The sequence below is a fragment of the Pseudomonas sp. genome, assembly GCF_036404235.1.
Taxonomy (GTDB): domain Bacteria; phylum Pseudomonadota; class Gammaproteobacteria; order Pseudomonadales; family Pseudomonadaceae; genus Aquipseudomonas.
In genome coordinates, this window is sequence record NZ_DASWOT010000093.1 from 1 (window position 1) to 24502 (window position 24502).

Sequence of the window (24502 nt, forward strand, 5' to 3'; positions counted from 1 at the left end):
GCAAGTGCGCGGGGTGATGTTTTGCTCTTTGGCGTACTGCGCGGCGGACTTCTCGATCAGCGGCCGCAGCAGGGCGCGGTCCGATTGAATCCAGTCGCTGATCAGCACCCACTTCTCACCATCCCATTGCTGGAACTTGACCGCGCCGCCACCTTCGTGGTCCAGGCAGTCGAGTTTGATCGGCTGCATCAGCCCGCTAGCACCTAGCTCCTGCAAGCGCTTTTCGTCAATGTTGATGTGTTCGAAGCCCCATTGCGGCTCTTCACCCGTCAGCGCGCGGTTGCCGAACTTTTTCTGCGCTTCACGCACGGCCTCGACATGCAGGATGCCGTCCAGAATGCCCAGGTTGTAGTACACGCTGCCTACCCGTTTTGGGTCTTCCATGTTGCCGTGTTTACCGTTGCTGTACAGGTATTTGCGTACGTCTTGCAGCACCGGGAATTGGTCGCCGGAAGGGTGAGTGGTTGCCGATATGTAGCCCTTGGCAGCCTGGCCAGCCGGAATGGCATCCTCTTCGGAGTTGCTCCAGACGTTGCCGATAATATGGTCGCGCGGGAAGCCGGTCTGCTGGGCGTTTTTCAATGCCACCGGGTTCATCACGCCCCAGCCGCGCAAGATCACCCAATCGGGTTTGTCACGACGGATGTTTAGCCATTGGGATTTCTGTTCGTTGCCGGGGTGCGGTACTTCCACTTGCGTATTGATAAAACCGTATTTTTTGGCCAGCAAATCGAAGATCGGAATGGTCTCGGTGCCGTAAGGGGAGCCGTGATAAAGGGTGGTGATTTTCTTGCCCTTGAGCTTGTCCAGGCCGCCCTCGCGCTGGCCAATGTAGTTGATGATCGCCGATGCTTCGCTCCATGGGTTGAGGATCACCGGGAACACGAAAGGAAACACACGGCCATCGGTGGAGTCGGTGCGGCCGTGGTTGGGGGTAATGACCGGAATTTTGTCGGCGGTGGCGCGCTCAATCACCGCATAGGCGATGCCGACACTGAAGGGATTGAACGTGGTGGCTTCCTTCTTCAGGCGTTCATAGCACTCGACGCCGCGTTCGACCTTGTATTCGGTTTCGCACTCCGACCAGCTCAACTTAACCCCGTTGACCCCGCCGTCTCGGGCGTTGACCAGTTCCAGATAATCCACCAGACCGCCTACCTGCCCAGTCCCGCCTGCGGCGTAAGGTCCGACGCGATAACCGGCAATGGCAAAGTGTTGTGTATCGGCTGGGGCCGCCTGCGCGACGACGGGCGCCGCAAGGCTGAGCAACAGCGCGGCGCTGATCGCTGCCCGGTACGGGCTTAATTGTTCAAACATCAAAACGCTCCTGAATGATGAGGTGTCGTGTCCTCGGAGCAGGATCTATGCCGTGTTTTATTGCCTTGATTTAATGGGGGTTTTTGGTTTTTAAAGCAGTTGTCTGTTGCGTGCCGGACAGTGCTGTTGCATTGCTGGGGGATGAACAACAGCGGGCAGGCGCAGGTTTTTGATCGCGAACTGTTGGTGACGCAACAGATGTTCAGCACGCTGTGCTGGCAAGAGACAGCGGCGGGGTCATGAAAGTTATATAACTTATTGATAATAAACATATTTATTAAATGGCACGGACACTGCTATAGCCCCATTGATCCTTTTTCGATGGAAGCTTCACATGTCCCAGTCATTGCCCCAGGTGTTGTTGCAGCAGTCCCAGACCCGTGGCGCGCAGGTTGCCCTGCGCTACAAGCAACTCGGTATCTGGCAGACCCGTAGCTGGAGCGAGCTGGCGGTAGACGTCAGCCGTCTGGCCGGGGCACTGCATCAAAAAGGGTTTGGTACCGGCCATGATCTGTTGATCATCAGCCAGGCCAGGGCTGAAGCCCTGTTGCTGGCGCTGGCGGCGCATTGGTTGGGTGGCAGCGTCAGCCTGCTGGACCCGGCCGTGGACAATCGGGATTTGCTGGCGTCCCTGGCGCCTGACTTCGCGGTCGCCGAAGGTCTGGAGGCGGTGGTGCAGTTGCGCAGTGCGCCGCCGAACTTTTTGGTTTTTCTGGACAAGCGTGGGCTGAGCGACGCGCAAGACAAAGGTCTGATCGCCTACGCCGAACTGCTGGACGGTGTGCCCGCCGAACCTCCTCGCCCCGCCGCAGATGCCACCGCCACTGCATTCATATTCCCCACTCTGGACGGCGTATTGCCCCAGGTGCTGAGCCATCAGGATTTGCTCTTGGGTGCGCAACAACTGATAGACACCCAGGGGTTGGCAAGCCATGAGCAAGCGCTGGCCGCCAGGGTGTTTGCTGCCAGTGGTCAGGCGCGCTACCTCTTGGCGCCTTGGCTGGTGGCGGGCTTCTGCCTGAATTTCCCCGAGGGATTGAGCACCCGGGATAACGACCGTCGCGAGTTGGGCCCGACGCTGGTGCTGGGCACGCGCGAGTCGTATGCGCGGCTGGAGCTTTGGGCGCGTGAGCGTCAGCCGCTGCCGGGCAGTTTTAGTCACTGGCTTTATCAATGGGCCATGGCCCCGGCGTCCGATGTCTTGCGGCGCTGGCTGGGGCATTGGTTGATCCGTCGCCCGCTACTGGATGTGCTGGGCATGAGTCGCTTGAACAAACCCTTGCTGGTGGGCGAGGCGCTGACGCCACAGAGCGCTGCGTTCTTCAGTGCGCTGGGTATCCGGCCACGCCCGCTGAGCACCTTGGGCAATGCCTCGGTGCCGGTGGATTTGTCGGTGTCTACGTCCCCTCAACTTGCCTGATGAGCCTTTTTTTGATGAATGCAATTGCTCCTTCGACATTACTGACCCTGGACGACATCTCGCTGTCGTTCAAAGGGGTCAAGGCGGTCACGTCGATTAGTTTTTCGGTGGCCGCAGGGGAAATCTGCGCGCTGATCGGCCCCAACGGCGCGGGCAAGAGTTCGTTGCTCAACGTGATCAACGGCGTCTACCGGGCGCAGAGTGGCTCGATCAGCTACGCCGGGCAAACCCGACGCCGCATGCGTCCGCATCAGGCGGCTGAGGGCGGCATTGCCCGCACGTTTCAGAACATCGCCTTGTTCAAAGGCATGAGTGTGCTGGACAACGTGCTCACTGGCCGCAATCTCAAGCGCCGCAGTACCTGGCTGGAGCAAGTGCTGCGGCTGGGGCGGGCCCCGGCTGAAGATGACGAGCAACGCTGGCATGCCGAGCGGGTCATTGAGTTTTTGCGCATCAACCCCTGGCGCCACGCGTTGGTGGGCAAGCTGTCCTATGGCTTGCAAAAACGTGTCGAGCTGGCGCGGGCACTGGCGGCCGAGCCGCGTTTGCTGTTGCTGGACGAGCCAATGGCCGGCATGAACGCCGACGAAAAACTGGAAATGAGCCAGTTCATCCGCGACATCAACCGCGAGTTGGGTACCACGGTGGTGCTGATCGAGCATGACATCGGTGTGGTGATGGGGCTTTGCGATCATGTGGTGGTGCTCGATTACGGCCGCAAGATTGGTGATGGCACGCCGGAGCAGGTGCGCAATAACCCGGATGTCATTGCCGCCTATCTCGGCACCCGGCGCCCGCAATCGGCGAGGAGCCAATAAGTCATGGAGTTTTTCTTTGAAGTGTTGATCGGTGGGCTGTTGGCCGGGGTGATGTACTCGCTGGTGGCCATCGGTTTCGTGCTGATCTACAAGGCCTCAGGCGTGTTCAATTTTGCCCAGGGCGCCATGGTGCTGTTTGCCGCGCTGACGTTCGTCAGTCTGCTGGAGCGCGGCTTGCCATTCTGGTGGGCATTCCTTGCAACCCTGGCCAGCATGGTAGTGCTGGCGTTGTTGATCGAAAAAGTGGTGCTGCGGCCACTGGTCAACCGTCCACCGATCATCCTGTTCATGGCCACTCTCGGCCTGTCCTACATGATCGAGGGGCTGGCTCAGGCGTTGTGGGGCGCGCAGGTTCACGGTCTGGAACTGGGTATTCCAGATGAGCCGCTGGAAATTCGCGGCATGTTGCTGTCGCAGTTCGACCTGTTTGCCGCAGGCACCGCCGCCACGCTGGTCATTGCTTTGTCGTTGTTGTTCAACCGCACGCGCATCGGCCTGTCGCTGCGCGCCGTGGCCGATGACCCCCTGGCGTCGCTGGCCGTGGGTATTCGACTGCCGCGTATCTGGGCGGTGGTCTGGGCTGTCGCCGGGTTTGTCGGGCTGGTCGCAGGGCTGCTCTGGGGCGCGCGGCTAGGGGTGCAGTTTTCCCTGTCCCTGGTGGTGCTCAAGGCTTTGCCGGTGTTGATCATCGGCGGCTTTTCTTCGATTGGCGGCGCGATTGTGGGTGGCCTGATCATCGGCGCCGCCGAGAAGCTGGCCGAGATCTATCTGGGCCCCATCATCGGCAGCGGTATCGAAAACTGGGTGCCGTATGTGTTGGCGCTGTTGTTCCTGCTGGTTCGTCCCGCTGGCCTGTTTGGCGAGCGCGCGATCGAGCGCGTCTGATTTTCAATAAGGATTATTCCCATGCTTTATCGAGAAGCCGGACAGCTCGCGACCACCTACGCCGCCGAGCGCCGTATTTTTCGCCTGCGTCAGGACCGGATCGGGCTGCTTGTCTTGTTAGCCTTCGCGTTTATTGGCGTGCCGTTGTTGGGTAACGATTACTGGTTCAGCGCGATCCTGATCCCGTTTCTGGTGCTGTCGTTGGCCGGTTTGGGATTGAACCTGTTGACTGGCTACGCCGGGCAGTTGTCTTTGGGATCGGCGGCGTTCATGGCCGTGGGTGCATTTGCGGCCTACAACCTGCAACTGCGGATACCGGGGATGCCACTGCTGGTCAGTTTCGTCTTGGGCGGCGTGGTCGCGGCTGCGGTGGCGCTGCTGTTTGGTCTGCCCAGTCTGCGGATCAAGGGTTTCTACCTGTTGGTCTCGACGCTGGCCGCACAGTTCGTGGTGGAGTGGGTGCTGACCAAGTTCAGTTGGTTCACCAATGACAACGCATCGGGGGTCATCACCTCGCCGCCGTTGATCATTGCCGGCCTGAATTTCAGCTCACCTCAAGGGCGCTACCTGCTGACCCTGGGTTTGGTGGTGCTGTTGTTCTGGCTTGGCAAGAATCTGGTGCGCAGCGAGTTGGGTCGCAACTGGATGGCCGTCCGAGACATGGACACCGCAGCGCAGGTCATCGGCATCCGTCTGTTTAAGGCCAAGTTGCTGGCCTTCGCCATCAGCGGCTTTTATCTGGGGATCGCTGGCTCGCTGTGGGCGTTCGCGTATCTGGGCACGGTGGAACCTCATGGTTTTGACCTGAGTCGTTCGTTCCAGGTGCTGTTCATCATCATTATCGGTGGCCTGGGCAGTGTGCTGGGTAACTTCCTCGGCGCGGCGTTTATCGTTCTGTTTCCCATCTTGCTGGGCAATCTGAGTGCGCTGCTGCCAGTCGGTTTGATCGACTCCGGGCAGTTGGAAAATATTCAAAAAATGCTCTTCGGCGCTCTGATCATCGCGTTCCTGATCAAGGAGCCCGAAGGGCTGGCGCGCCTGTGGCAACGCTTCAGGCAGCGTGCGCGGGTGTGGCCGCTGCGTTACTGATCCATTGATTACCTACAACAAATACCTCTCTCAATCTTTAAGGAGTTTGCCGATGAACCACCGAAAATACCTGCGGCGTCTGGCCTTGAGTCTGGCCCTGTTGGGGCCGGGCCTTGTGGCAACGACACAAGCCGCCAACGAACAGTATTTCCCCCTGCAAAGTTATCGGGTGGGGCCTTATGCCGCTGGCGGCACCGGGTTTTTCGGTGGCTTTATCGATTACATGCAGTACATCAACGCCACTGGCGGGGTCAACGGCGTCAAGTTGACCTGGTCAGAATGTGAAACCGAATACGTGGTGGAGAAAGGCGTCGAATGCTACGAACGCCTCAAGGGTGGCCTCAATGGCGCGCCAGCCGCCGCCACCAATCCGCTGTCGGTGGGCATTGCCTACGCCACTCTGGAGCGTTCCACCGCTGACAAACTGCCTCTGATCACCATCAATCACGGGCGTACCGACTCCACTGACGGCAGCGTGTTTCCTTACGTCTTTCCACTGCAACTGAACCCGTATTCCGAGGTTTCGGCCATCGTCAATTACATCGGTCAGCGCGAAGGCGGTGTGGCGTCGCTCAAAGGCAAGAAAATCGCCGTTCTGTTCCACGGCTCGCCGTATGGCAAGGAAACCAATGGTGTGCTGGAAACCCTGGCGAAGAACTACGGGTTTGAATTGACCGCGCTGGAAGTGCCGCACCCTGGCAATGAGCAGCAATCGCAATGGCTGAACATCCGTCGCCTCAAGCCTGACTGGGTGATCCTGCGGGGCTGGGGTGTGATGAACCCGGTGGCGCTGAAATCGGCGCAGAAGGTGGGTTTCCCTGCCGATCACATCATCGGCAACATCTGGAGTAACTCCGAAGAAGACGTGATCCCTGCCGGTGCGGCTGCCAAGGGCTTCATTTCCATCACCACGCATCCGTCCGGTACGGATTTCCCGGTGCTTCAAAACATCAAGCAATCGGTGATCGATAAGGGCCAGGGCAATCTGACCGATGCCAAGCGCTTCGGCACCGTCTACTACAACCTGGGTGTGGTCAACGGGATTCTTAACGTTGAAGCGTTGCGTATCGCCCAGGCCAAATACGGTGACAAACCCCTGACTGGCGAGCAAGTGCGTTGGGGTTTCGAACACCTGAATCTGGACGACGCACGCCTGCAAGCGTTGGGGGCCAAGGGGCTGGTACAGCCGTTGAAACTGTCCTGTGCTGACCACGAAGGCGGCGGTGCGGTGCGTTTCCAGCAATGGGATGGACAGCGCTGGAACCTGATCAGTGACTGGGTGCAGGCCGACCGTGCCTTGTTGCGGCCGATCATCGAAGCATCCGCTGCGCAATACGCCAAGGAAAAAGGCATCACTCCTCGCGACTGCAGTAAGGAGCAATAAGCCCCGATGAGCCAGATCCCGCATGCAAACCTGTCTGCCCAAACGATTCTGTCGGTGGAGCAGGTCGAGGTGTTTTACGAGCAATCAATCCTCGCGTTGCGCGGGATCAGTCTGCAGGTTCGCGAAGGCCAGATGGTTGCGCTGCTGGGCGCCAACGGGGCAGGTAAAAGCACCACCCTCAAGGCGATTTCCAATCTCATACGCGCCGAGCGTGGCGAGGTGGTTAGAGGGCAGATCAACTACCTGGGGCAGTCGATCACCCGTTCTGACCCGGCTGCGCTGGTCCGGGCGGGGCTGGCCCAAGTGTTGGAGGGGCGACACTGCTTTACCCACTTGAGCGTCGAGCAAAATCTGCTGATCGGGGCCTTTGTGTCCAGGCCGTCGCGCGCTGAACTCAAGCTCCGGCTGGAGAAAGTCTATGGCTACTTTCCACGGCTACGGCTGCTGCGCAAGCGCTTGACGGGCTACACCTCCGGTGGCGAGCAGCAAATGGTCGCCATCGGGCGGGCCTTGATGTCCGAGCCGCGTCTGCTGCTGTTGGACGAGCCTTCAATGGGCCTGGCGCCGCAGGTGGTCGAGGAAATCTTCGAGATCCTTGCCCGACTCAACCGCGATGAAGGGCTGAGCCTGCTGGTGGCCGAGCAGAACATCAATCTGGCACTCGATTACGCGCAATTTGCCTATGTGTTGGAAAACGGCCGCGTGGCCGATTCCGGCACAGCCTCCGAGCTGGCTGCGCGTGAAGACATCCAGAACTACTACCTGGGCACGGCTGCGCATTGATTGCGCAGCTGTTCACCCAGCAACAGTGCTCAGGCAATTTGCTTTACAGAACAGTTGCCATACTTTCCTGATTTATCGTTAACACATTGTTTTTTAACGTAAAAAAATTACGGCACGGGCTGTGCAGTGAACACTTGAATGAAGTGTTCATTGCTTCGAACCGTTGCCGACAATCTGGAGTCAGTGCATGACTATTACACACACAACCCCGCCAAAGGCCCACGTCATAAGGTCCGACGCTGAAGCGATCGAGGTCGCCAACACACTGGCCAGCCGCTTTGCTGAAGAAGCCTCGGTGCGTGATCGGGATCGACGCCTGCCGGTGGCCGAACTCGATGAATTTTCCGCCAGTGGCCTGTGGGGCATCACCGTTCCCAAAGCCTATGGTGGCGCTGGCGTGTCCTATGTGACCGTCGCCGAAGTGATCAAGATTATCTCGGCCGCCGATTCATCCCTGGGGCAGATCCCCCAGAACCACTTGGGCGTGCTCGACATCCTGTTGCAGACCGGCACCGAGGAACAAAAGCGCTATTACTTTGGCAAGGCGCTGGCAGGTTATCGCTTCGGCAACGCCTTTTCCGAGTCCAAGAGCAAAAACGCCGGTGCGTTCCAGACGCGGATTCGCTTTGATGGCGAACACGCGGTGGTCGACGGCGAGAAGTTCTACTGCACCGGTGCCTTGTTCGCTCATATCGTGCCCGTGGTGGCAGTCGATGAACAGAACAAGGTGTTCATCGCGTTCGTTGAGCGCGACAACCCAGGGCTGAACATTATCGACAGCTGGGATGGTTTCGGGCAGCGCACTACCGCCAGCGGTGGCGCTGTACTGACGGCGGCTCAAGTCCCTTTGAGTGCGGTTATTCCTGCCCATCAGGCATTCGATCAACCTACCGCCGATGGCCCGATCTCGCAGATCATCCAGGCTGCCGTAGACACCGGCATCGCCCATGGAGCCTTTGCCGAAACCCTCAAGCACGCGCGCTTGGCACGGCCCTGGATCGACAGTCAGCAGGAGTTCGGCTGGCAGGACCCGTTCAGCATCGCAGCCATCGGCGATCTGCAATGGCGCCTGCATGGCACCGACGCGATTCTGACCAAGGCCGGACACGCCGTCGACGAAGCGCTGGCCGAACCGAGCGAAGCGAGCGTGGCCCACGCGTCGGTGGTTGTGGCCCAGGCCAAGGTGCTGTCAGCACAGATCGCCCTGCTCGCCAGCAGCAAATTGTTCGAGCTGGCCGGGACCCGTTCGGTTCTGGGCAAGCTCAACCTCGATCGCCATTGGCGCAATGCCAGAACCCACACCCTGCACGACCCGGCACGCTGGAAATATCACCTGATCGGCAATCGCGTCCTCAACGGGATCGCACCGCTACGTCATGCCTGGAATTGATCGAGGAATCACACCGATGACCCATTCAGTAATTACCGCGCAACTGGCGGTGGCCGCCGAAGACTTGCAGTTGGCCCGCCAAGGCTTGCAACACACCCTCGACTACCTGCGTGAGCAGGGCCAGCCCTGGGCCCTTAGCGGTGTGCAGAGCATCGTCGAAGACCCGTACGTGATCGGCAAGATCGGTGACCTGCACATTCGTCTTGAAGTTGCCGCGGCGCTTCTGGAACGCGCGCAAACCCTGACCGCCGAGCCCGAACCGCATCTGATAGCCAGCACCGAGGCGGTGATCGCCAGCGCCGATGCATTACAGGCGGTGGGCAATATTCAGCACGAGCTGACCGGCCAACGCCAATCGCTGCCACCACAGACCGGCCGTGAGCCGCTGCGCTGGCACTACCAGATTCTCGGCAACCATCGCCTGAACGGCGTGGTGCCACCCCAGCTTCAGGAGTAAATGAATGTCCCGTCAAATTCGTCTCAATGCCTTCGACATGAATTGCGTTGGCCACCAGTCTCCCGGTCTATGGGCGCATCCGCGTGACCGTTCCTGGCAGTACAAGGATCTGGAGTACTGGACCGATCTTGCGAAGATCCTTGAGCGCGGCAAGTTCGATGGCTTGTTCATCGCCGATGTGCTGGGTATTTACGATGTCTATCGGGGCAACGGCGACGCGGCGATTCGTCAGGCCACTCAGGTGCCGGTCAATGATCCGTTGCAGTTGATTACACCGATGGCATTGGTCACTGAGCATTTGGGCTTTGGCCTGACCGCTTCGTTGTCGTTCGAGCATCCGTACCCGTTCGCCCGACGCCTGTCGACCCTCGATCACCTGACCAAGGGGCGCGCGGGCTGGAATATCGTGACCTCGTATCTGGAGAGCGGGGCGAAGAATCTGGGACAAAAAGCCCTGACCGAACACGACGCCCGCTACGACCATGCCGAAGAGTACCTGGAGGTCTGCTACAAACTTTGGGAAGGCAGTTGGGAGGAGGGTGCGGTCCTGCGTGATCGGGAGCGCCGCATTTTCAGCGACCCAAGCAAAATCCACGAGATTGGCCATGTGGGCAAGCACTTCCAGGTCCCTGGTATTCATCTGTGCGAACCCTCGCCGCAGCGCACTCCGCTGCTGTACCAGGCGGGCGCATCGAGCCGTGGCAAACAGTTCGCGGCCGAGCACGCCGAATGCGTCTTCGTCGCGGCGCCGTCCAAGGTGTTGTTGAAAAAGACCGTAGCCGATATTCGTCGACGCACCGCCGAGGCGGGCCGAGACCCATCCAAGGTTCTGATCTTCAACCTGCAGACCGTGATTCTTGGCGAAACCGATGCCAAGGCCAAGGCCAAGTTCGAGGAGTACAAAACCTGGGTCAGCTATGAAGGCGCCATGGCGCTGATTTCCGGTTGGACGGGGATCGACTTCAGTCAGTTCAAGCCTGACGAACCCCTCAAGCATGTCCACACCAATGCCATCCAGTCTGCGGTCGAGGCGTTCTCCAGTGCTGACCCGAACAAGATCTGGACGCCTAAGGAACTGGCTGACTGGGTCGGTATCGGCGGCTTCGGACCGCTGTTTGTCGGTAGCCCGGAAACGGTCGCCGATTTGTTGCAGGAGTGGGTTGAGGAAACCGACGTCGACGGTTTCAACCTGGCCTATGCCCTGACCCATGAAACCTTTATCGACGCTGTCGAGTTGCTGGTGCCTGAGCTGCAAAAACGTGGGGTCTACAAAACCGAATACGCCCCCGGCACGTTGCGCGAGAAGTTGTTCGGCGCAGGACCGCGCCTAGGGGCTGATCATCCGGCTGCGGCCTTTCGCGATCTCGCTGCGCTCAACCGCAGTCGTCAACCCGAAAACGCTTGAAGCCTGAAGGCTTTCGAACAGGTGATGCCATGAGTGTGTATGAAATCAGACGGACCCAGCGCGACGACGCTGTACCCGATGCACTGGAGCGTTTGCGGCATTGGGCTCACGTCGCGCCGCTGGACATCGCACTGCGCCACAAGCGCCACGGTGACTGGTATGCGTGGCGCTGGATCGACGTGTTACATGATGTCGAACAGTGGGTGGATGGTTTGCGGTCGCAGGGTTTTGATGAGGGTTCGCGGCTGGTCTTGAGCGGCGCGTTCGAACCGGACTTCCTGTTGCTGGCGCTGGCTGCCCAAGCCAGCGGCGGCACGCTCGCGGTGGTGCCGGCACCCGCCAGCGCCGAGCAAGCCCGCCAGATTGTCGAGGCACAGCGACCGACTCATGGCTTCGTTCAGCGACGTCGCGAACTGGGGCTATGGCTCGACGCCGCCGATCAGAGCCCGGTGCTCGGTACATTGATCTGCGGCCAACAGCCGCTGATCAAAAGCACTGGCACAGCCATTATCAGCGTGGCGCAGCTGCGGTTAGCCGCCAGTGCGTCCTCCCAGGTACGCGCGCAACAGATACGCAGCAAGGGTATCGAGCAGTTGTGGACCGAGGAGGGCAGTGAATGGCAGGGCGGTTTCGCGGTGCTGCTGGAGCAGTGGCTGGGCACAGGTCAGGCGTTGGCATTTGCTGAGTGCCCAGGCTCGGTAGCGCGTGATCGACGTGATGTCGCCCCTTCTGGATTGGTGATGTCCGCTGAGCGTTTGCAGGTGCTGGCGGACGAAATTGAAAGCCGCCTGCCGCCACAGGGCAGTTGGCGCCGTCGCCTGTGCGATTGGACCATTGCCGATCCACAGCGCGGCGTGCGTCGGCTACTGCGCAATCGAGTCAAACGCCTGCTGGGTTTCGAGCATCTACGTTTTATCTGGCAGGCGCCCCATAAGGCGCCGTCGCCTCACCCGTGGGTCGGATCGTTTTCACGGGAAGTCGCATGAGCCAGGTCACTCCCAACATCCTTCAGGTTCGTGGTGTGTCCCTTTCGTTCAAGGGCGTCAAGGCCATCAATGATTTTTCGTTCGATGTGCGGCGTGGTGAAATCTGCGCGTTGATCGGCCCCAACGGCGCGGGCAAGAGCTCACTGCTCAACATCCTCAACGGCGTGTATGGCTTCGATGCCGGGCAGATCCTGTTCGAGGGCCATACCATGCGCCGTCTCGATCCGTTGCACGCGGCGCGTCAGGGCATTGGCCGCACCTTTCAGAACAATGCGTTGTTCAAGAAGATGAGCGTCATCGACAACGTCCTCACCGGGTTGTCGCGGCACACGCGCAGCACCTTCATCGAGCAGGCGCTGAAACTGCCCAGAGCCCGCCGAGAAGCGGAAAATTTTCGGCTACGGGCCCAAGGCATTCTTGAGTTCCTTGAGTTGCAACCGCAGCGCGATGTGTTGGTAGGTAATTTGTCCTACGGCCTGCAAAAACGGGTGGAGCTGGGACGCGCCCTGATCGCAGCGCCAGCGCTGTTGCTGCTCGATGAGCCCATGGCGGGGATGAATGCAGAGGAGAAGCAGGACATGGCGGCGTTCATCAAGGACATCAATCGCTCGCTAGGCACCACTGTGGTTCTGATTGAGCACGACATGGCGGTGGTGATGGAGTTATCCCATCACGTCGTGGTGCTCGATTACGGACGTAAGGTCGGCGACGGGACGCCTGCGCAGGTGCAAGCCAATCCCGAAGTTATTGCTGCGTATCTGGGGGTGGGACATTGATGTCATTTCTGGAAACCCTGATTGGCGGCCTGCTGGCCGGCACGCTGTATTCGCTGGTGGCCATCGGTTTTGTGCTGATCTACAAAGCCAGTGGCGTGTTCAACTTTGCCCAGGGCTCGATGCTGCTGTTTGCGGCGCTGACCTTCGTCAGTCTGCATGAACAGGGCGTGCCGTTCGCAGTGGCACTGCTGTTGACAGTAGTAGTCATGATCGTCGGTGCGCTGATCATCGAACGCACTGTGCTCAGACCGCTGGTCAATCGTTCGCAGATCACCTTGTTCATGGCAACCCTGGGTCTGTCGTTCATCATCGAGGGTCTGGCGCAAGGGCTGATGGGGGCGCAGGTACGGGCGCTGGACCTGGGTATCGACGATGTGCCGCTGTTCATCGGCGAGATCATGGTCAGCCAATTCGATCTGATCGCAGCTGGCGCTGCCGTGGTGCTGGTGGTGGTTCTGGCCCTGTTGTTCAACAAGACCCGCATCGGTGTGTCATTGCGCGCTGTCGCCGATGACACCACTGCCGCGCTGTCCATTGGCATCAACCTCAACCGTATCTGGCAGATCGTCTGGGCCGTGGCCGGTATCGTCGGCTTGTTCGCCGGGCTGCTCTGGGGCGCGCGTCAAGGTGTGCAGTTTTCCCTGTCTCTGGTGGTCCTCAAGGCCTTGCCGGTACTGATCATCGGCGGCTTCACCTCGATTGGTGGCGCCATTGTCGGCGGCTTGATCGTGGGTGCGGCAGAGAACCTGGCAGAGGTCTATATCGGCCCATTGATTGGCGGCGGCATTACCCCGTGGTTCGCCTACATGCTGGCCCTGGTTTTCCTTTACATCCGTCCGGCCGGCTTGTTCGGCGAGCGGGCGATCGAGCGAGTCTGATCATGAGCAAATCTACTTACAGCCTGCCCTTGGTCGATGAAACCGCGCCGGTACTGCTGCGTGAACGGCGTATACCCTGGGCGTTGCTGGTATTGCTGGCATTTGCCTTGGTTGTTGTGCCGTGGATTGGCAACGACTATTGGCTTAGCGCGATCCTCATTCCTTTTCTGGTGCTGTCGCTGGCCGGGATGGGCCTGAATCTGTTGACCGGCTATACCGGCCAGACATCGGTCGGGGCTGCGGGGTTCATGGCGGTGGGGGCCTTTTCCACTTATGGTTTTCTGTTGCGCCTACCCGAGTTGGGGCTGCCGGTTGCGCTATTGGGTGGTGGGATCATCAGTGCCTTGGTGGGGCTGCTGTTCGGCTTGCCCAGTTCCAGAATCAAGGGCTTTTACTTGATGGTCACCACGCTGGCCGCGCAGTTCTTTCTTGAGTGGTTGTTCGTCAAGTTTCCCTGGTTTTACAACTACGGCTCGTCCGGGACCATTTCCGCGCCGAAGCTGAGCCTGTTCGATCATGACTTGAACACTCCGGTTGGCCGCTATCTTTTGACGTTGGTGACCGTCCTGATACTGACCTGGGTAGCACTCAATTTGGTCAAGAGTCAGGTGGGTCGCAACTGGATGGCGATTCGCGATATGGACACTGCCGCTGCGGTGATCGGTATCCCGGTGGTGCGCTACAAGCGGCTGGCGTTTGCCATCAGCTCTTTTTACCTGGGCATCTCGGGAGCCTTGTGGGCGTTCGCCTATCTGGGCACCGCCAGCGCGGGCAGTTTTGATATCAACCGTTCGTTCCAGATCCTGTTCATCATCATTATCGGCGGCATGGGCAGCATCGCCGGCAACTTTGTCGGTGCTGCGTTTATCAGCCTGCTGCCGATTTTCCTCGACTATGCCGGGCAATCATTGTTCGGCGGCGCCGTGGATGCCGGGCAATTGCAGAACCTGCAAAAAATCATTTTTGGCGTGCTGATCATCGTGTTCCTGATCAAGGAGCCTGAAGGGTTGATTCGCCTGTTGAAAAACCTGCGAGACCGCTGGGCTCACTGGCCACTGCGTTTCTGACCTTCTCCTGACAACTTAACAATGAGCTATTTCATGCGTGCATTATTCAAGCGTTCCCTGATCGGTATGAGCTTAAGCCTTGCGTTGCTGGGGGCCGTCAGCCCTGCGGCCCAGGCGTCTTCTGACCAACAGTTTTTCCCGCTCGCTACCTACCGCATTGGCGCCTACGCCTCCAGCGGTGTGCAGGTCTGGGCCGGGATGATTGATTACCTGCGCTATATCAATGAAGTCGAAGGGGGTATCAACGGCGTCAAGCTGGTGTGGCAGGAATGCGAAACCGAATGGACGGCGGAAAAGGGCATCGAATGCTACGAGCGTTTCAAGAAAGGCCTGGATGGCGCGCCTGTCGCGGTGTATCAGCCTAATGGCGCACCGGCAGCCTATGCCTTGAGCGAACGCGCAGAGGTGGATCGGATTCCGTTGATCACCTTGGGCTACGGGCGTACCGAAGCCACTGACGGCAAGGTGTTTCCCTACAACTTCCCCGTGATGCTGACGTTCTACAGTGAAGCCTCGGCGCTGGTGAATTTTATCGCTCAGCGTGAAGGTGGTCTGGACAAACTCAAGGGCAAGAAAATCGCCACCGTTTACCACGACTCCGCTTACGGTCGTGAAACGCTCGGGCCGTTGAAGCTGCTGGCCGAGAAATACGGTTTTGAAAATATCCAGATTCCTGTAGCCGACCCAGGCAACGAGCAGTCGGCGCAGTGGCGGCAGATTCGCCAGCAGCAGCCTGACTGGGTGTTCCTGCGCACATGGGGCGTCTCGACGCCGGTTGCGGTGAAGACTGCTGCACGCTTTGGTTTTCCGGTGGACCACATTGTCGGCGACATCTGGGCCAGTTCCAGTGAAGACGTGATTCCCGCAGGCGATGCCGCCAAGGGCTATCTGGCGCTGACGCCCTATCCGTCGGGCACTGATTTCGAGATCCATAAGCGTCTGAAGCAGTACATCCTCGATACCGGTAAAAGCGATCTCAAGGACCCGAAAAACTTCGGTAGCGTTTATTACAACTCCGGCTTGGTCAACGCAGCCATCGCCGTCGAGGCGATCCGCACCGGACAGAGTAAATTCGGCAAACGCCCGCTCAACGGCGAGGAAGGACGTTGGGGGCTTGAGCACCTGAAGATCGATGATGCCCGGCTCAAAGACATGGGTTATCTGGGGTTGATGCAGAACCTCAAACTGTCCTGCGACGACCACGAAGGCGGTGGTTCAGCCCGAGTGCAACAATGGGATGGAAAGAATTGGACGTTGGTCAGCGAGTGGATTGCAGCCGATCGCTCGTTACTGCGACCGCTGATCGATGAGAAATCCGCGGCGTTCGCCAAAGAGAAAAATATCACGCCACGCGATTGCAGCCGTGACGAGTAAGCCGCAGTTCGCAATCGGCGCGTCTGCCCACCCGCGCAGACGCGCCCCACCAGACCATGAGGCGACAGCATGAGTGTTCAGCCGGTCCCACGCGCTGCGGCGCAAACCCTGCTGCATGTCGATGACATTGAAGTGGTTTACGATTCGGCGATCCTTGCGCTCGCCGGTGTTTCCCTGAGCGTGCCCGATGGCGCCATCGTCGCGCTGCTGGGGGCCAACGGCGCGGGCAAAAGCACCACGCTCAAAGCCATCTCAGGGCTGATCAAGGCTGAGCGCGCCGAGATCAGTCGGGGGGCCATTCGCTTCAAGGACCATGAGACATCGCGCAGCAGCCCTAATGAGTTGGTACGCGATGGCATGGTTCATGTGCTGGAAGGTCGCCATGTGTTTGCTCACCTGACGGTGGAAGACAACCTGCGCTCGGGCGGTTTCGTCCGGCGTTTATCCCGCCGGCAGATGGAGCAGGATCTGGAGCGGATCTACGCCTGGTTTCCAAGGCTCAAGACCAAATCCCGAACCCAGGCGGGGCTGACTTCCGGGGGCGAGCAACAGATGGTCGCCATCGGCAGGGCCTTGATGACGCGCCCGTCACTGGTCTTGCTGGACGAGCCATCCATGGGCCTGGCGCCGATCATCGTGGGGGAAATTTTTGAAATCGTCGCCCAGCTCAATCGCGAGGAAAACGTCACGTTTCTGATCGCCGAGCAGAACATCAACGTCGCTTTGAAATACGCCTCCCATGCCTATGTGCTGGACACAGGGCGCGTAGTGGCGCAAGGCTCTGCGCAGGAATTGCTGGGCCGCGGTGATCTGCAGGACATCTATCTGGGTAAACGCTGACACTCGGTCTGTTGCCGTTTCGTTGTCGCGGCGACAACGAAACGGCAACAGTCCCTGGCTGCAATGAATCGTGCCCTACGAATAGAAAGTCGGCTCGGGCAAGGCTCGATTCAACGCCCAATTGCCCAGTTCATTGAGTTTGTAATCCAGCGAGTCGTGCAGGCTCTGCGTGCGCAGATTGCGCCAGTGGCGATCCAGGCCCACTGAGGCATGGGTGGAGCGGGCGCCGGTGACTTCGAATACCTTGTTACAAATCTCCAAACCATTGCGGCTGGCAGCGACTTTCACCGTCGCGATGTCCACCGCAACATTGCCCCGTTCGGTCTCGCTCAATTGCGCCCCTTTGGCCCAGGCGGCATCCAGGTTGTCGACAGCCCGCTCGAACAACACGCGGGTGCTTTCAAGCCCTACCCAGAATTCACCGAAGTGGTTGAGGACATACGGATCTTGGTGACTGGTCGAGGCCGTGGATCTGAACCATGGGCGACTTTCCTCCAGGGTATATTTGCGTGCCTCCTCAAACGCACCTTCAGCGATACCTAAAAAGATATTGGCGAAGTGCAACTGGGCAATCAGCGGGCGAAGGCTGGCAAACGGCGTGCTCAAGGGGCCCGGATCAAGCAGCAGTTCCGACTCTTCGACCCGCACCCGCTCAAACGTCGCACTGCCGCTGTCGGTCTGGCGCTGGCCCATGTTTTCCCAGTCGTTATGCAAGGTAATCCCCGAACGCGCGCTGGGCAGCGCCGCGATCAGCAGTTTGCCGCCCGCTTGTGGGTCTACCGCCGAAGCAATGAGCATCTCTGAATTATTGGCACCGGAGCAGAAGCTTTTTTTGCCGGAAAACTCACGCCAGCCGCCCAGGTTTTTCACCACGGTGCGGGTATCCAGCGGGTTTAGCGCATTGCCCCAGAACCAGTTCTTGCGTGCGGTGAGTTCGAACCAGGGCTGCCACTGCTCGGGTTTGCCGAACAGGCGAACCGTGGCCAGCATCAGGTAGTGAAAGCCCAGCACATGGGCCACCGAGCTGTCGACCCTGGCCAGCTCACGCACCACTTCGAATGTTTCGCGCCAGGTCGCGCCCTGACCGCCGAATTGGCGCGCGATGCTTAATGACAAAAGGCCGCTTTGGCGTAAGGCATCACGCTCGGCGATAGGCGTACCGCCGCGATGATCGCGTTCGACTGCCGTAAGGGCGAATTCGGTCGCCAGTTGCCGTGCCGTTTCCAGGGGCGACACAGGCGTGCTTTGCAGGGGTGCAGTCATGAATAACCTCGAAGTTGCAGCGCCTGACGGGCAGTCTTCACGTCAGGCTTGGGTTCTGCAGGCGCGAATAAGCACCCAGGGCTGCGATGTCATTGTCCAATCTCAGCCTTTGCCAACGCCTGCAGTCAAGCGTCTCTGGGGCCTACTTCTGCGGCGGCAAATCGTTGGCGATCATTTCGCCGAACGGTCCGGTGAGGTTCGTGATGCCGCGTCCAGCCAGGCTGCGATACGGTTCAGGCAGCAACGGGAAGACCAGTTCGGCAAAGCGATAGGCTTCTTCCAGATGCGGATAACCGGAGAAGATGAAGCTCTCGATGCCCAGGTCTGCGTATTCCTTGATGCGCTCGGCCACTTCCTGCGCATTGCCCACCAAAGCCGTACCGGCACCGCCGCGCACCAGACCGACCCCGGCCCACAGGTTGGGGGCGATTTCCAGATTGTCGCGACGCCCGTCGTGCAGCGCGGCCATGCGGCGCTGGCCTTCGGAATCGAAACGCGAGAAGGACTTCTGCGCGGCGGCGATGGTCTCGTCACTGATGTGCTCGATCAATGTAGCCGCCGCTTCCCAGGCCTGTGCGCTGGTCTCGCGTACGATCACGTGCAGGCGGATGCCGAACTTCACGGTACGGCCCTTGCGTGCTGCGCGCTCGCGCACATCCTGTAGCTTGGCGGCCACTGCCGCAGGCGGCTCGCCCCAAGTCAGGTAGACATCGACCTGATCGGCGGCCAACTCGTGAGCCGCCTGGGAAGAGCCTCCGAAGTACAGCGGCGGGTAGGGCTTCTGAATCGGTGGATACAAAGCCTTGGCGTTTTGCACGCGCAGATGCTTGCCTTCAAAATCCACCGCTTCGCCTTGCAGCACACGGCGCCATATTTGCAGGAACTCATCGGTGACTTCATAGCGTTCGCTGTGATCGAGGAAGCTGCCATCGCCACGGTTTTCGTCCGGGTCGCCACCGGTCACCACGTTGATCAACAGGCGCCCACCGGACAGCCGGTCAAGGGTCGCGGCCATGCGCGCCGACACCGTCGGGGAAATGATGCCCGGACGGATCGCCACCAGGTATTTCAGGCGTTCAGTGAGCGGTACCAGCGCCGAGGCAATGACCCATGAGTCTTCGCAAGAGCGTCCGGTGGGAATCAATACCCCGTGGTATCCCAGATCGTCAGCGGCCTGGGCCACTTGTTTCAAATAATTCAACGTAACCGGTCGAGCGCCTTTGGTAGTGCCCAGGTAATGGCCGTCGCCGTGGGTCGGAAGAAACCAAAAAACATCCATGAAAAATCCTTCAAGCGTGGAAAGCGGGTTTGGAAAAGCATTGCCGCAAATACGGCTCATGCCTTGGCAAACGACTTGATATGCCTCGCCGATGCTGGCCCGCGAGACCAGCAACCGAGCAAGAGATGTACCACTTCCCAGGCCGCCTGTTCAGTGGCTTGAGGCAAGCGCATCGACACGGTGGCTGTTGTTTAATTGGCGCAATGTTGAACGAGTGTTTGTGCAGCAACAGTGTCTGGCTGGACAGTATTGAAATCGGTTTTCAGTGGAGCCCATCACGATGTTGCAGCTGCACTTGGCAACATGCAGCCTGCCCAAGCGCCGCTGCATCTGCCGCATTGCGGTTTGTCGATCAGCCCCCCAGACGGCCACGCCATTGCCGGGCAGGGTGACTGTCGGGCAACGTCGCACCCTTGGAAAACAGCTTTTCACGCAAGGTGCCGTCCCGGTATTGGCTCTGCATCAGGCCACGTTTTTGCAGCACCGGCACGACCTGATCGACGAAATCGGTCCACCAGCCAAGGGTCGTTACCGGCACGATATTGAAACCGTCGATGCCCAGGTCTGCATAGCGTTGCAGCTCATCGGCGATCTGTTCCGGCGTACCGGCAAAACGCCCGGAGATGGTTTCCTTGAGCAAGTCGCCGAACGTCACCACGCCCTCTGGGGCCGACTCGATGAAGCTGCGTACTGCGCCGCGTACATAGTTGGTGTTCTTCAGTTCATGCAGTGAGCGTGACGGATCGATGGTGGAAAGGTCGACGCCGATACTGGCACTCCAAAACGCTTGAAGGGCCTCGATGCTCAGCCACTCCTTAAGCTCGGCCTGCTTGCGCAGGGCTTCTTCCTCGGTTGCGCCAATGACCGGTGCAAACGAAGAAATAATCTTGAACTCATCGGCTGCGCGTCCCTGTTCCTTGACCCGCGCGCGCAGCGCCTGGACCTCTTTGGCGGCGCCAGCGAGCGAGCGGGGCATGACAAACGTCAGCTCGGCATTACGAGCGGCGAACGCTCGGCCAGCCTCCGAACCTCCCGCCTGGAACAACACCGGGGTACGTTGTGGCGATGGCTCGACCAGGTGAGGTCCTTCCACTGAATAACGCGGGCCGTGATGATTGATCTTGTGGACTTTCGCGGGGTCGGCGAACACGCCGCTCACAGGGTCTGCGACCCGCGCGTCATCCTCCCAACTGGCCTCCCAGAGCTTGAACACCACATCCACGTATTCGTCAGCCCAGCGGTAGCGTTCGTCGTGGTCTGGAAGCGCCTCCAGGCCAAAATTGCGCGCGGTGTTATCCAGGTAGGAGGTGACGATGTTCCAGGCCACGCGGCCCTCGGTGAGATGATCCAGGGTCGATAATTTGCGAGCGAATTGAAAGGGCGGCTCTTGCAGGACCGAACTGGTGACGGCAAACCCAAGGTGCTCGGTCACCAGGCCAAGGGCTGATACCAGGCTGGCGGGGTCCTGGCTGGGGAACTGCATCGCCGTGCGTATCGAGGTCTCCAGCCCTCCCCGGAAACTGCCGTAAACCCCGGCGACATCGGCCAGGAACAACGCATCGAACTTGCCGCGTTCCAGTGTTTTGGCCAGGTCTACCCAGGGTTGAAGGTGCTTGTAGCCCAGCTGTTGTCGGCCGTCGGGATGGCGCCAGAAGCCATGAGAATGGTGATTGGGGGTGACATGGGCAAAGGCATTGAAAACCAGTGGTTTGCGGCTCACGGCCAGGCTCCTTGGAAAGGGGGAAAACAGACAAGGAGCACAAGCTGTGCCATGCACGATAAGCCGGATTTACGCGGCCCGCGCAGGGAAGGCCCTGCGTTGTTGTTGGGCTGGCAACAGCGAATCGGCAAATTGTTCCACCGCGCCCTTCAGGCAGTCGCCGCTTAAGCCGTCCTGGGTGACCTCCTGTGCGGGCTCACCGTGGCTCAACAGGGCAACGGCACGGGCTGTCGAGTCTTATGCCTTTGCGTGGCGCGGTGTTGGGCACGGCCTGTGCACTGTGTTGCTCAGGATCATTACCTTGAGTCAGTGGAGTTACCCGAATGTCTGATGCTGTCCTCACTTCATCACCCGCCCGCCTGCCCGGAATCTTGCGCACGCTGGCCGTCAGTTTGTTCGCTGCAAGCCTTTGCATGACGGCGCACGCCGATGACGGCGAGGTTCCCTCGCTGGCAGGCAAACGTATTGCCATCAGCATGACCGGCACCAGCCATTACTTCGATATCAAGGCCTTTCAGGCTCAGGTCGATGAGGTCAAGCGTCTAGGGGGGACGCCGATTACCCTCGACGCGGGGCGCAACGACAAAAACCTGGTCAATCAATTACAGACCGTGGTGACACAAAAGCCCGATGCAGTGATCCAGACCCTGGGTACGCTAAGCGTCATCGACCCTTGGCTTAAGCGCATCAGCAAAGCGGGCATTCCGCTGTTCACCATTGATGCGCCGTCGCAATACAGCCTCAACAACACCACCTCCGACAACGCTGCCACGGGTAAGGCGTTGGCCGGGCAACTGATCAGCGATGCCGGTGGCAAAGGGAATGTGCTGGTGTTCAACGGGTTTTACGGCGTGCCGGTCTGCGCCATTCGCTACGATCAGCTCAAGCTGGCGCTCAAGGATCATCCAGAACTGAAAATCATCGAGCCGGAGTTGCGCGATGTCATTCCCAATACCGTCCAGGATGCCTATTCGCAGATATCGGCGTTGCTCAACAAATACCCCAAAGGCAGTGTCTCAGCGATCTGGGCGGCCTGGGACATTCCGCAGTTAGGCGCCAGCAAGGCACTGATCGATGCCGGCCGAACCGAGATCAAGACTTACGGTGTGGACGGTACGCCTGAAGTGCTCGAATTGCTCAAACGCGAGGATTCTCCGGTGGGCGCTGTGGTCGCACAGCAACCGGCGTTGATCGGTAAAACGGCGGTACAGAACGTGGCGCGCTACCTGGCCGGGCAACATGACTTGCCCAAGGAAACGCAAGTAGCAACCTTGTTGGTGACGGCCGCCAACCTTGAAAACGTGCAGCAACTCAGAGGCGATAAATAAACCCGCCTGCGGTTGTCGCTGAAAAAGGAAGACCCAGGTCTTCCTTTTTTATGCCTGAGATTTCCGGGCAGTCCCCGTGCCTGCTCATCCTGTTCATTCTCAAGAGCCCGTAGGACACGTCACGTTATTGCAGGACGTTTCCTCGTTTCTTTCGGAAAGCTCCTAACTCTTTTCACTCACAAAACCCTGAAAATTGCGCCCACTTAGGCCATCGGACATTGCTATCTCCGAGTTAGGCCCTTCAAAACACGTTGTCTGGATCAGCAACGTTAACGTGCCGTGGATGGAATCAGCATGTGGGTGTTACCTCTCAGGATGAGGTCGTTTTCTTTCGTTTCTTTCGTTTCTTTCGTTTCTTTGGTTTTATTGGGTTGCCTGATTGAGCTGAAATCTGCTTGGGCAGCGTCTTATCAGGCGCCGGGGGCTCAGGAGTTGATCCGCGAGCGGCAGGACCGGCTGTTGCAGGAGCAGCAACGCCGGCTGGAAGAGCTCAAGGCGTTGCCGGGTGAACCGCTGTCCCCTGCGGCCCCCGACATGCCTGTCGACACTCGCTGTTTCACTATTCGGCATATCGAGATCAAGGGCGCAGAGCAACTGTCCGACACCGACCGAGAACATCTGACCCGTCCATACCAACACAAATGCCTGGGCGTTTCTCAGCTCAACGAGCTGTTAAAAAGCATCACCCACCGCTATATCGATAGAGGGCTGGTCACCAGTCGCGCGTACTTGCCGCAGCAGGATTTGTCCGAAGGGTATCTGCAGGTGCTGGTGGTGGAAGGCAAGCTCGAAAGTTTAAAAGGCGCCGACACCAGCACCTTGTCTGAGCGCGAGCTGAGCATGGCGTTTCCGGGCCGCGACGGCGATCTGCTCAACCTGCGTGAAATCGAGCAGGCCGTCGATCAGCTCAACCGTTTGGCGTCCAATCAAGCGCACATGGAGTTGGCGCCCGGCAGCCACGTGGGTGGCAGCACGGTGCGGGTGAACAACACCTCGCAAAAGCCGTGGCGGGCCAGCATTTCGCGCAGCAACGACGGCCAAAAGAGTACGGGCGAGCAACAGTGGAGCACGGGTTTTGAATGGGATAGCCCGTTGGGGCTGGCGGATCAACTGATCCTGCGCGGCGGCCATGATGCTGTCAGCGACCACCGCAAAACCTCTAAAAGCGCGCTGTTTTATTACAACGTGCCCTGGGGGTGGTGGAACTTCAGTTATAGCTACAACCAGAGTGACTCTCGTTCGGTAGTCCAGGGCAACGGTTTCGATTTCAAGCTAACCGGCGACAGCCAAAACCACCAATTGCGCGCCGAGCGCGTGATCCATCGCGACGCCGTGAGCAAGACCGCCCTCAATGCCGGTTTGGCGCACCTGCGCACCAACAACTACGTCGAAGACACTTGGCTGAAAAACAGCAGCCATCGCCTGAGCGAAACGCAACTTGGCATTAACCACGGTCGACGCGTGGGCGGTGCATTTGTAAACGTTGATCTGGGCATGCAAAACGGTACCGGCGCCTTTAACGCCCAGCGCAATGACAGTTCTGCGCGTGGCGCTCCGGATTCTCACTACCGCAAATACACCGCCACGATCAGCTACCTGCAACCGTTCAGGTGGCGGGATGAGTCCTTCAGCCTCACTAGCCTGGTCACCGGCCAGCACAGTGAGGATCGGCTATTGAGCCCGCAACGTATGAGTCTGGGGGGCGCATCGTCGGTGCGTGGCTACAAGGATCAAGGTTTGGCGGGCGACGGCGGCTACTACTGGCGCAACGACCTGCGCTGGTCGCGCCCGGTGACGCTGGCTTGGTTGCGCCCGGCGTTCGGCGAGTACGGCGTCAGTGTTGGCTACGACCAAGGCGTGATTCGCCATGACCGTGACAGCGGTAAATCGCATGGCCGAATGTCCAGCAACTCGTTGGAGTTGTTCGCCCGGGGCCAATACGTGTCGACCCGCGTGACCTTTGCCCATTCCCTGGACCGCCCGGACGTGATTACTGAGCGCGAAGCGCCAATCTACGTGCGCATGGACTTCTTTCTGTAACTC

General features: G+C 59.3%; 21 protein-coding genes. 17 read left to right on the forward strand and 4 right to left on the reverse strand.

What is annotated here, in order from left to right:
* The coding region (locus tag VGC62_RS11355; RefSeq protein ID WP_331187177.1) for an ABC transporter substrate-binding protein at nucleotides 1-1317 on the reverse strand (1317 nt) is incomplete at its 3' end.
* 334 nt (nucleotides 1318-1651) lie between these two features.
* On the opposite strand from VGC62_RS11355, the gene VGC62_RS11360 reads away from it, so the two are divergent.
* From VGC62_RS11360 to VGC62_RS11430, 15 genes are all read left to right on the forward strand, one after another.
* Nucleotides 1652-2737: an AMP-binding protein gene (locus VGC62_RS11360; RefSeq protein WP_331187178.1), complete on the forward strand. Its 1086-nt coding sequence runs from the start codon at nucleotides 1652-1654 to the stop codon at nucleotides 2735-2737.
* A 14-nt stretch (nucleotides 2738-2751) separates the two neighbouring features.
* The gene (locus tag VGC62_RS11365; RefSeq protein ID WP_414705785.1) at nucleotides 2752-3555 is read left to right on the forward strand and encodes an ABC transporter ATP-binding protein; all 804 of its coding nucleotides are present in this window, start codon (nucleotides 2752-2754) and stop codon (nucleotides 3553-3555) included.
* 3 nt (nucleotides 3556-3558) lie between these two features.
* Nucleotides 3559-4440, forward strand: a complete 882-nt coding sequence (locus VGC62_RS11370) for a branched-chain amino acid ABC transporter permease (protein WP_331187179.1) — start codon at nucleotides 3559-3561, stop codon at nucleotides 4438-4440.
* A 21-nt stretch (nucleotides 4441-4461) separates the two neighbouring features.
* Nucleotides 4462-5529, forward strand: a complete 1068-nt coding sequence (locus VGC62_RS11375) for a branched-chain amino acid ABC transporter permease (RefSeq protein WP_331187180.1) — start codon at nucleotides 4462-4464, stop codon at nucleotides 5527-5529.
* Between the two features lie 52 nt (nucleotides 5530-5581).
* Entirely contained in the window at nucleotides 5582-6913 is a 1332-nt protein-coding gene (locus tag VGC62_RS11380) for an ABC transporter substrate-binding protein (protein WP_331187181.1), read from the forward strand.
* Between the two features lie 6 nt (nucleotides 6914-6919).
* On the forward strand, nucleotides 6920-7696 hold the full coding sequence (locus VGC62_RS11385) for an ABC transporter ATP-binding protein (protein WP_331187182.1): 777 nt from the start codon (nucleotides 6920-6922) through the stop codon (nucleotides 7694-7696).
* Nucleotides 7697-7883: 187 nt separating this feature from the next.
* Nucleotides 7884-9086 (forward strand): SfnB family sulfur acquisition oxidoreductase, encoded by a 1203-nt coding sequence (locus VGC62_RS11390; protein WP_331187183.1) that lies wholly within the window; start codon nucleotides 7884-7886, stop codon nucleotides 9084-9086.
* A gap of 16 nt (nucleotides 9087-9102) precedes the next feature.
* Complete coding sequence (locus VGC62_RS11395) at nucleotides 9103-9543, forward strand: acyl-CoA dehydrogenase (RefSeq protein ID WP_331187184.1); 441 nt, start codon at nucleotides 9103-9105, stop codon at nucleotides 9541-9543.
* Nucleotides 9544-9547: 4 nt separating this feature from the next.
* Nucleotides 9548-10948 (forward strand): LLM class flavin-dependent oxidoreductase, encoded by a 1401-nt coding sequence (locus VGC62_RS11400; protein ID WP_331187185.1) that lies wholly within the window; start codon nucleotides 9548-9550, stop codon nucleotides 10946-10948.
* A 29-nt stretch (nucleotides 10949-10977) separates the two neighbouring features.
* The gene (locus tag VGC62_RS11405) at nucleotides 10978-11934 is read left to right on the forward strand and encodes an acyl-CoA synthetase (protein WP_331187186.1); all 957 of its coding nucleotides are present in this window, start codon (nucleotides 10978-10980) and stop codon (nucleotides 11932-11934) included.
* Nucleotides 11931-12710: an ABC transporter ATP-binding protein gene (locus VGC62_RS11410; protein ID WP_331187187.1), complete on the forward strand. Its 780-nt coding sequence runs from the start codon at nucleotides 11931-11933 to the stop codon at nucleotides 12708-12710. The genes VGC62_RS11405 and VGC62_RS11410 overlap by 4 nt, the downstream gene beginning before the upstream one ends.
* Nucleotides 12707-13588 (forward strand): branched-chain amino acid ABC transporter permease, encoded by an 882-nt coding sequence (locus VGC62_RS11415; RefSeq protein ID WP_331187188.1) that lies wholly within the window; start codon nucleotides 12707-12709, stop codon nucleotides 13586-13588. Before VGC62_RS11410 ends, VGC62_RS11415 begins: the two co-directional genes overlap by 4 nt.
* A gap of 2 nt (nucleotides 13589-13590) precedes the next feature.
* Entirely contained in the window at nucleotides 13591-14655 is a 1065-nt protein-coding gene (locus VGC62_RS11420) for a branched-chain amino acid ABC transporter permease (RefSeq protein ID WP_331187189.1), read from the forward strand.
* Nucleotides 14656-14688: 33 nt separating this feature from the next.
* Nucleotides 14689-16029, forward strand: a complete 1341-nt coding sequence (locus VGC62_RS11425) for an ABC transporter substrate-binding protein (protein WP_331187190.1) — start codon at nucleotides 14689-14691, stop codon at nucleotides 16027-16029.
* Nucleotides 16030-16098: 69 nt separating this feature from the next.
* Nucleotides 16099-16869 (forward strand): ABC transporter ATP-binding protein, encoded by a 771-nt coding sequence (locus VGC62_RS11430; RefSeq protein ID WP_331187191.1) that lies wholly within the window; start codon nucleotides 16099-16101, stop codon nucleotides 16867-16869.
* A gap of 75 nt (nucleotides 16870-16944) precedes the next feature.
* On the opposite strand, the gene VGC62_RS11435 is transcribed toward VGC62_RS11430, so the two are convergent.
* The 3 genes from VGC62_RS11435 to VGC62_RS11445 form a co-directional block, all read right to left on the reverse strand.
* Nucleotides 16945-18132 carry an acyl-CoA dehydrogenase family protein gene (locus VGC62_RS11435; protein WP_331187192.1) on the reverse strand — a complete coding sequence of 396 codons (1188 nt, stop codon included), beginning with the start codon at nucleotides 18130-18132 and terminating at the stop codon, nucleotides 16945-16947.
* 142 nt (nucleotides 18133-18274) lie between these two features.
* A complete protein-coding gene (gene ssuD, locus VGC62_RS11440; protein WP_331187193.1) occupies nucleotides 18275-19411 on the reverse strand; it encodes an FMNH2-dependent alkanesulfonate monooxygenase in 1137 nt (378 codons plus the stop codon).
* A 352-nt stretch (nucleotides 19412-19763) separates the two neighbouring features.
* A complete protein-coding gene (locus VGC62_RS11445) occupies nucleotides 19764-21131 on the reverse strand; it encodes an LLM class flavin-dependent oxidoreductase (RefSeq protein WP_331187194.1) in 1368 nt (455 codons plus the stop codon).
* A gap of 323 nt (nucleotides 21132-21454) precedes the next feature.
* Here VGC62_RS11445 and VGC62_RS11450 point away from each other — a divergent pair, with 323 nt between their 5' ends.
* Together VGC62_RS11450 and VGC62_RS11455 are read left to right on the forward strand one after the other, a co-directional pair.
* Nucleotides 21455-22459, forward strand: a complete 1005-nt coding sequence (locus VGC62_RS11450; protein ID WP_331187195.1) for a sugar ABC transporter substrate-binding protein — start codon at nucleotides 21455-21457, stop codon at nucleotides 22457-22459.
* 294 nt (nucleotides 22460-22753) lie between these two features.
* Nucleotides 22754-24499, forward strand: coding sequence for a ShlB/FhaC/HecB family hemolysin secretion/activation protein (locus tag VGC62_RS11455; protein ID WP_331187196.1), 1746 nt, complete (start codon nucleotides 22754-22756; stop codon nucleotides 24497-24499).
* Nucleotides 24500-24502 lie beyond the last annotated feature (3 nt).

Bases quoted from the DNA above. Each gene is read 5' to 3' on its own strand.
- VGC62_RS11360 (WP_331187178.1), top strand. From the start codon at position 1,652: ATGTCCCAGTCATTGCCCCAGGTGTTGTTGCAGCAGTCCCAGACCCGT.
- VGC62_RS11365 (WP_414705785.1), top strand. From the start codon at position 2,752: ATGAATGCAATTGCTCCTTCGACATTACTGACCCTGGACGACATCTCG.
- VGC62_RS11370 (WP_331187179.1), top strand. From the start codon at position 3,559: ATGGAGTTTTTCTTTGAAGTGTTGATCGGTGGGCTGTTGGCCGGGGTG.
- VGC62_RS11375 (WP_331187180.1), top strand. From the start codon at position 4,462: ATGCTTTATCGAGAAGCCGGACAGCTCGCGACCACCTACGCCGCCGAG.
- VGC62_RS11380 (WP_331187181.1), top strand. From the start codon at position 5,582: ATGAACCACCGAAAATACCTGCGGCGTCTGGCCTTGAGTCTGGCCCTG.
- VGC62_RS11385 (WP_331187182.1), top strand. From the start codon at position 6,920: ATGAGCCAGATCCCGCATGCAAACCTGTCTGCCCAAACGATTCTGTCG.
- VGC62_RS11390 (WP_331187183.1), top strand. From the start codon at position 7,884: ATGACTATTACACACACAACCCCGCCAAAGGCCCACGTCATAAGGTCC.
- VGC62_RS11395 (WP_331187184.1), top strand. From the start codon at position 9,103: ATGACCCATTCAGTAATTACCGCGCAACTGGCGGTGGCCGCCGAAGAC.
- VGC62_RS11400 (WP_331187185.1), top strand. From the start codon at position 9,548: ATGTCCCGTCAAATTCGTCTCAATGCCTTCGACATGAATTGCGTTGGC.
- VGC62_RS11405 (WP_331187186.1), top strand. From the start codon at position 10,978: ATGAGTGTGTATGAAATCAGACGGACCCAGCGCGACGACGCTGTACCC.
- VGC62_RS11410 (WP_331187187.1), top strand. From the start codon at position 11,931: ATGAGCCAGGTCACTCCCAACATCCTTCAGGTTCGTGGTGTGTCCCTT.
- VGC62_RS11420 (WP_331187189.1), top strand. From the start codon at position 13,591: ATGAGCAAATCTACTTACAGCCTGCCCTTGGTCGATGAAACCGCGCCG.
- VGC62_RS11425 (WP_331187190.1), top strand. From the start codon at position 14,689: ATGCGTGCATTATTCAAGCGTTCCCTGATCGGTATGAGCTTAAGCCTT.
- VGC62_RS11430 (WP_331187191.1), top strand. From the start codon at position 16,099: ATGAGTGTTCAGCCGGTCCCACGCGCTGCGGCGCAAACCCTGCTGCAT.
- VGC62_RS11435 (WP_331187192.1), bottom strand. From the start codon at position 18,132: ATGACTGCACCCCTGCAAAGCACGCCTGTGTCGCCCCTGGAAACGGCA.
- ssuD (WP_331187193.1), bottom strand. From the start codon at position 19,411: ATGGATGTTTTTTGGTTTCTTCCGACCCACGGCGACGGCCATTACCTG.
- VGC62_RS11450 (WP_331187195.1), top strand. From the start codon at position 21,455: ATGTCTGATGCTGTCCTCACTTCATCACCCGCCCGCCTGCCCGGAATC.
- VGC62_RS11455 (WP_331187196.1), top strand. From the start codon at position 22,754: ATGTGGGTGTTACCTCTCAGGATGAGGTCGTTTTCTTTCGTTTCTTTC.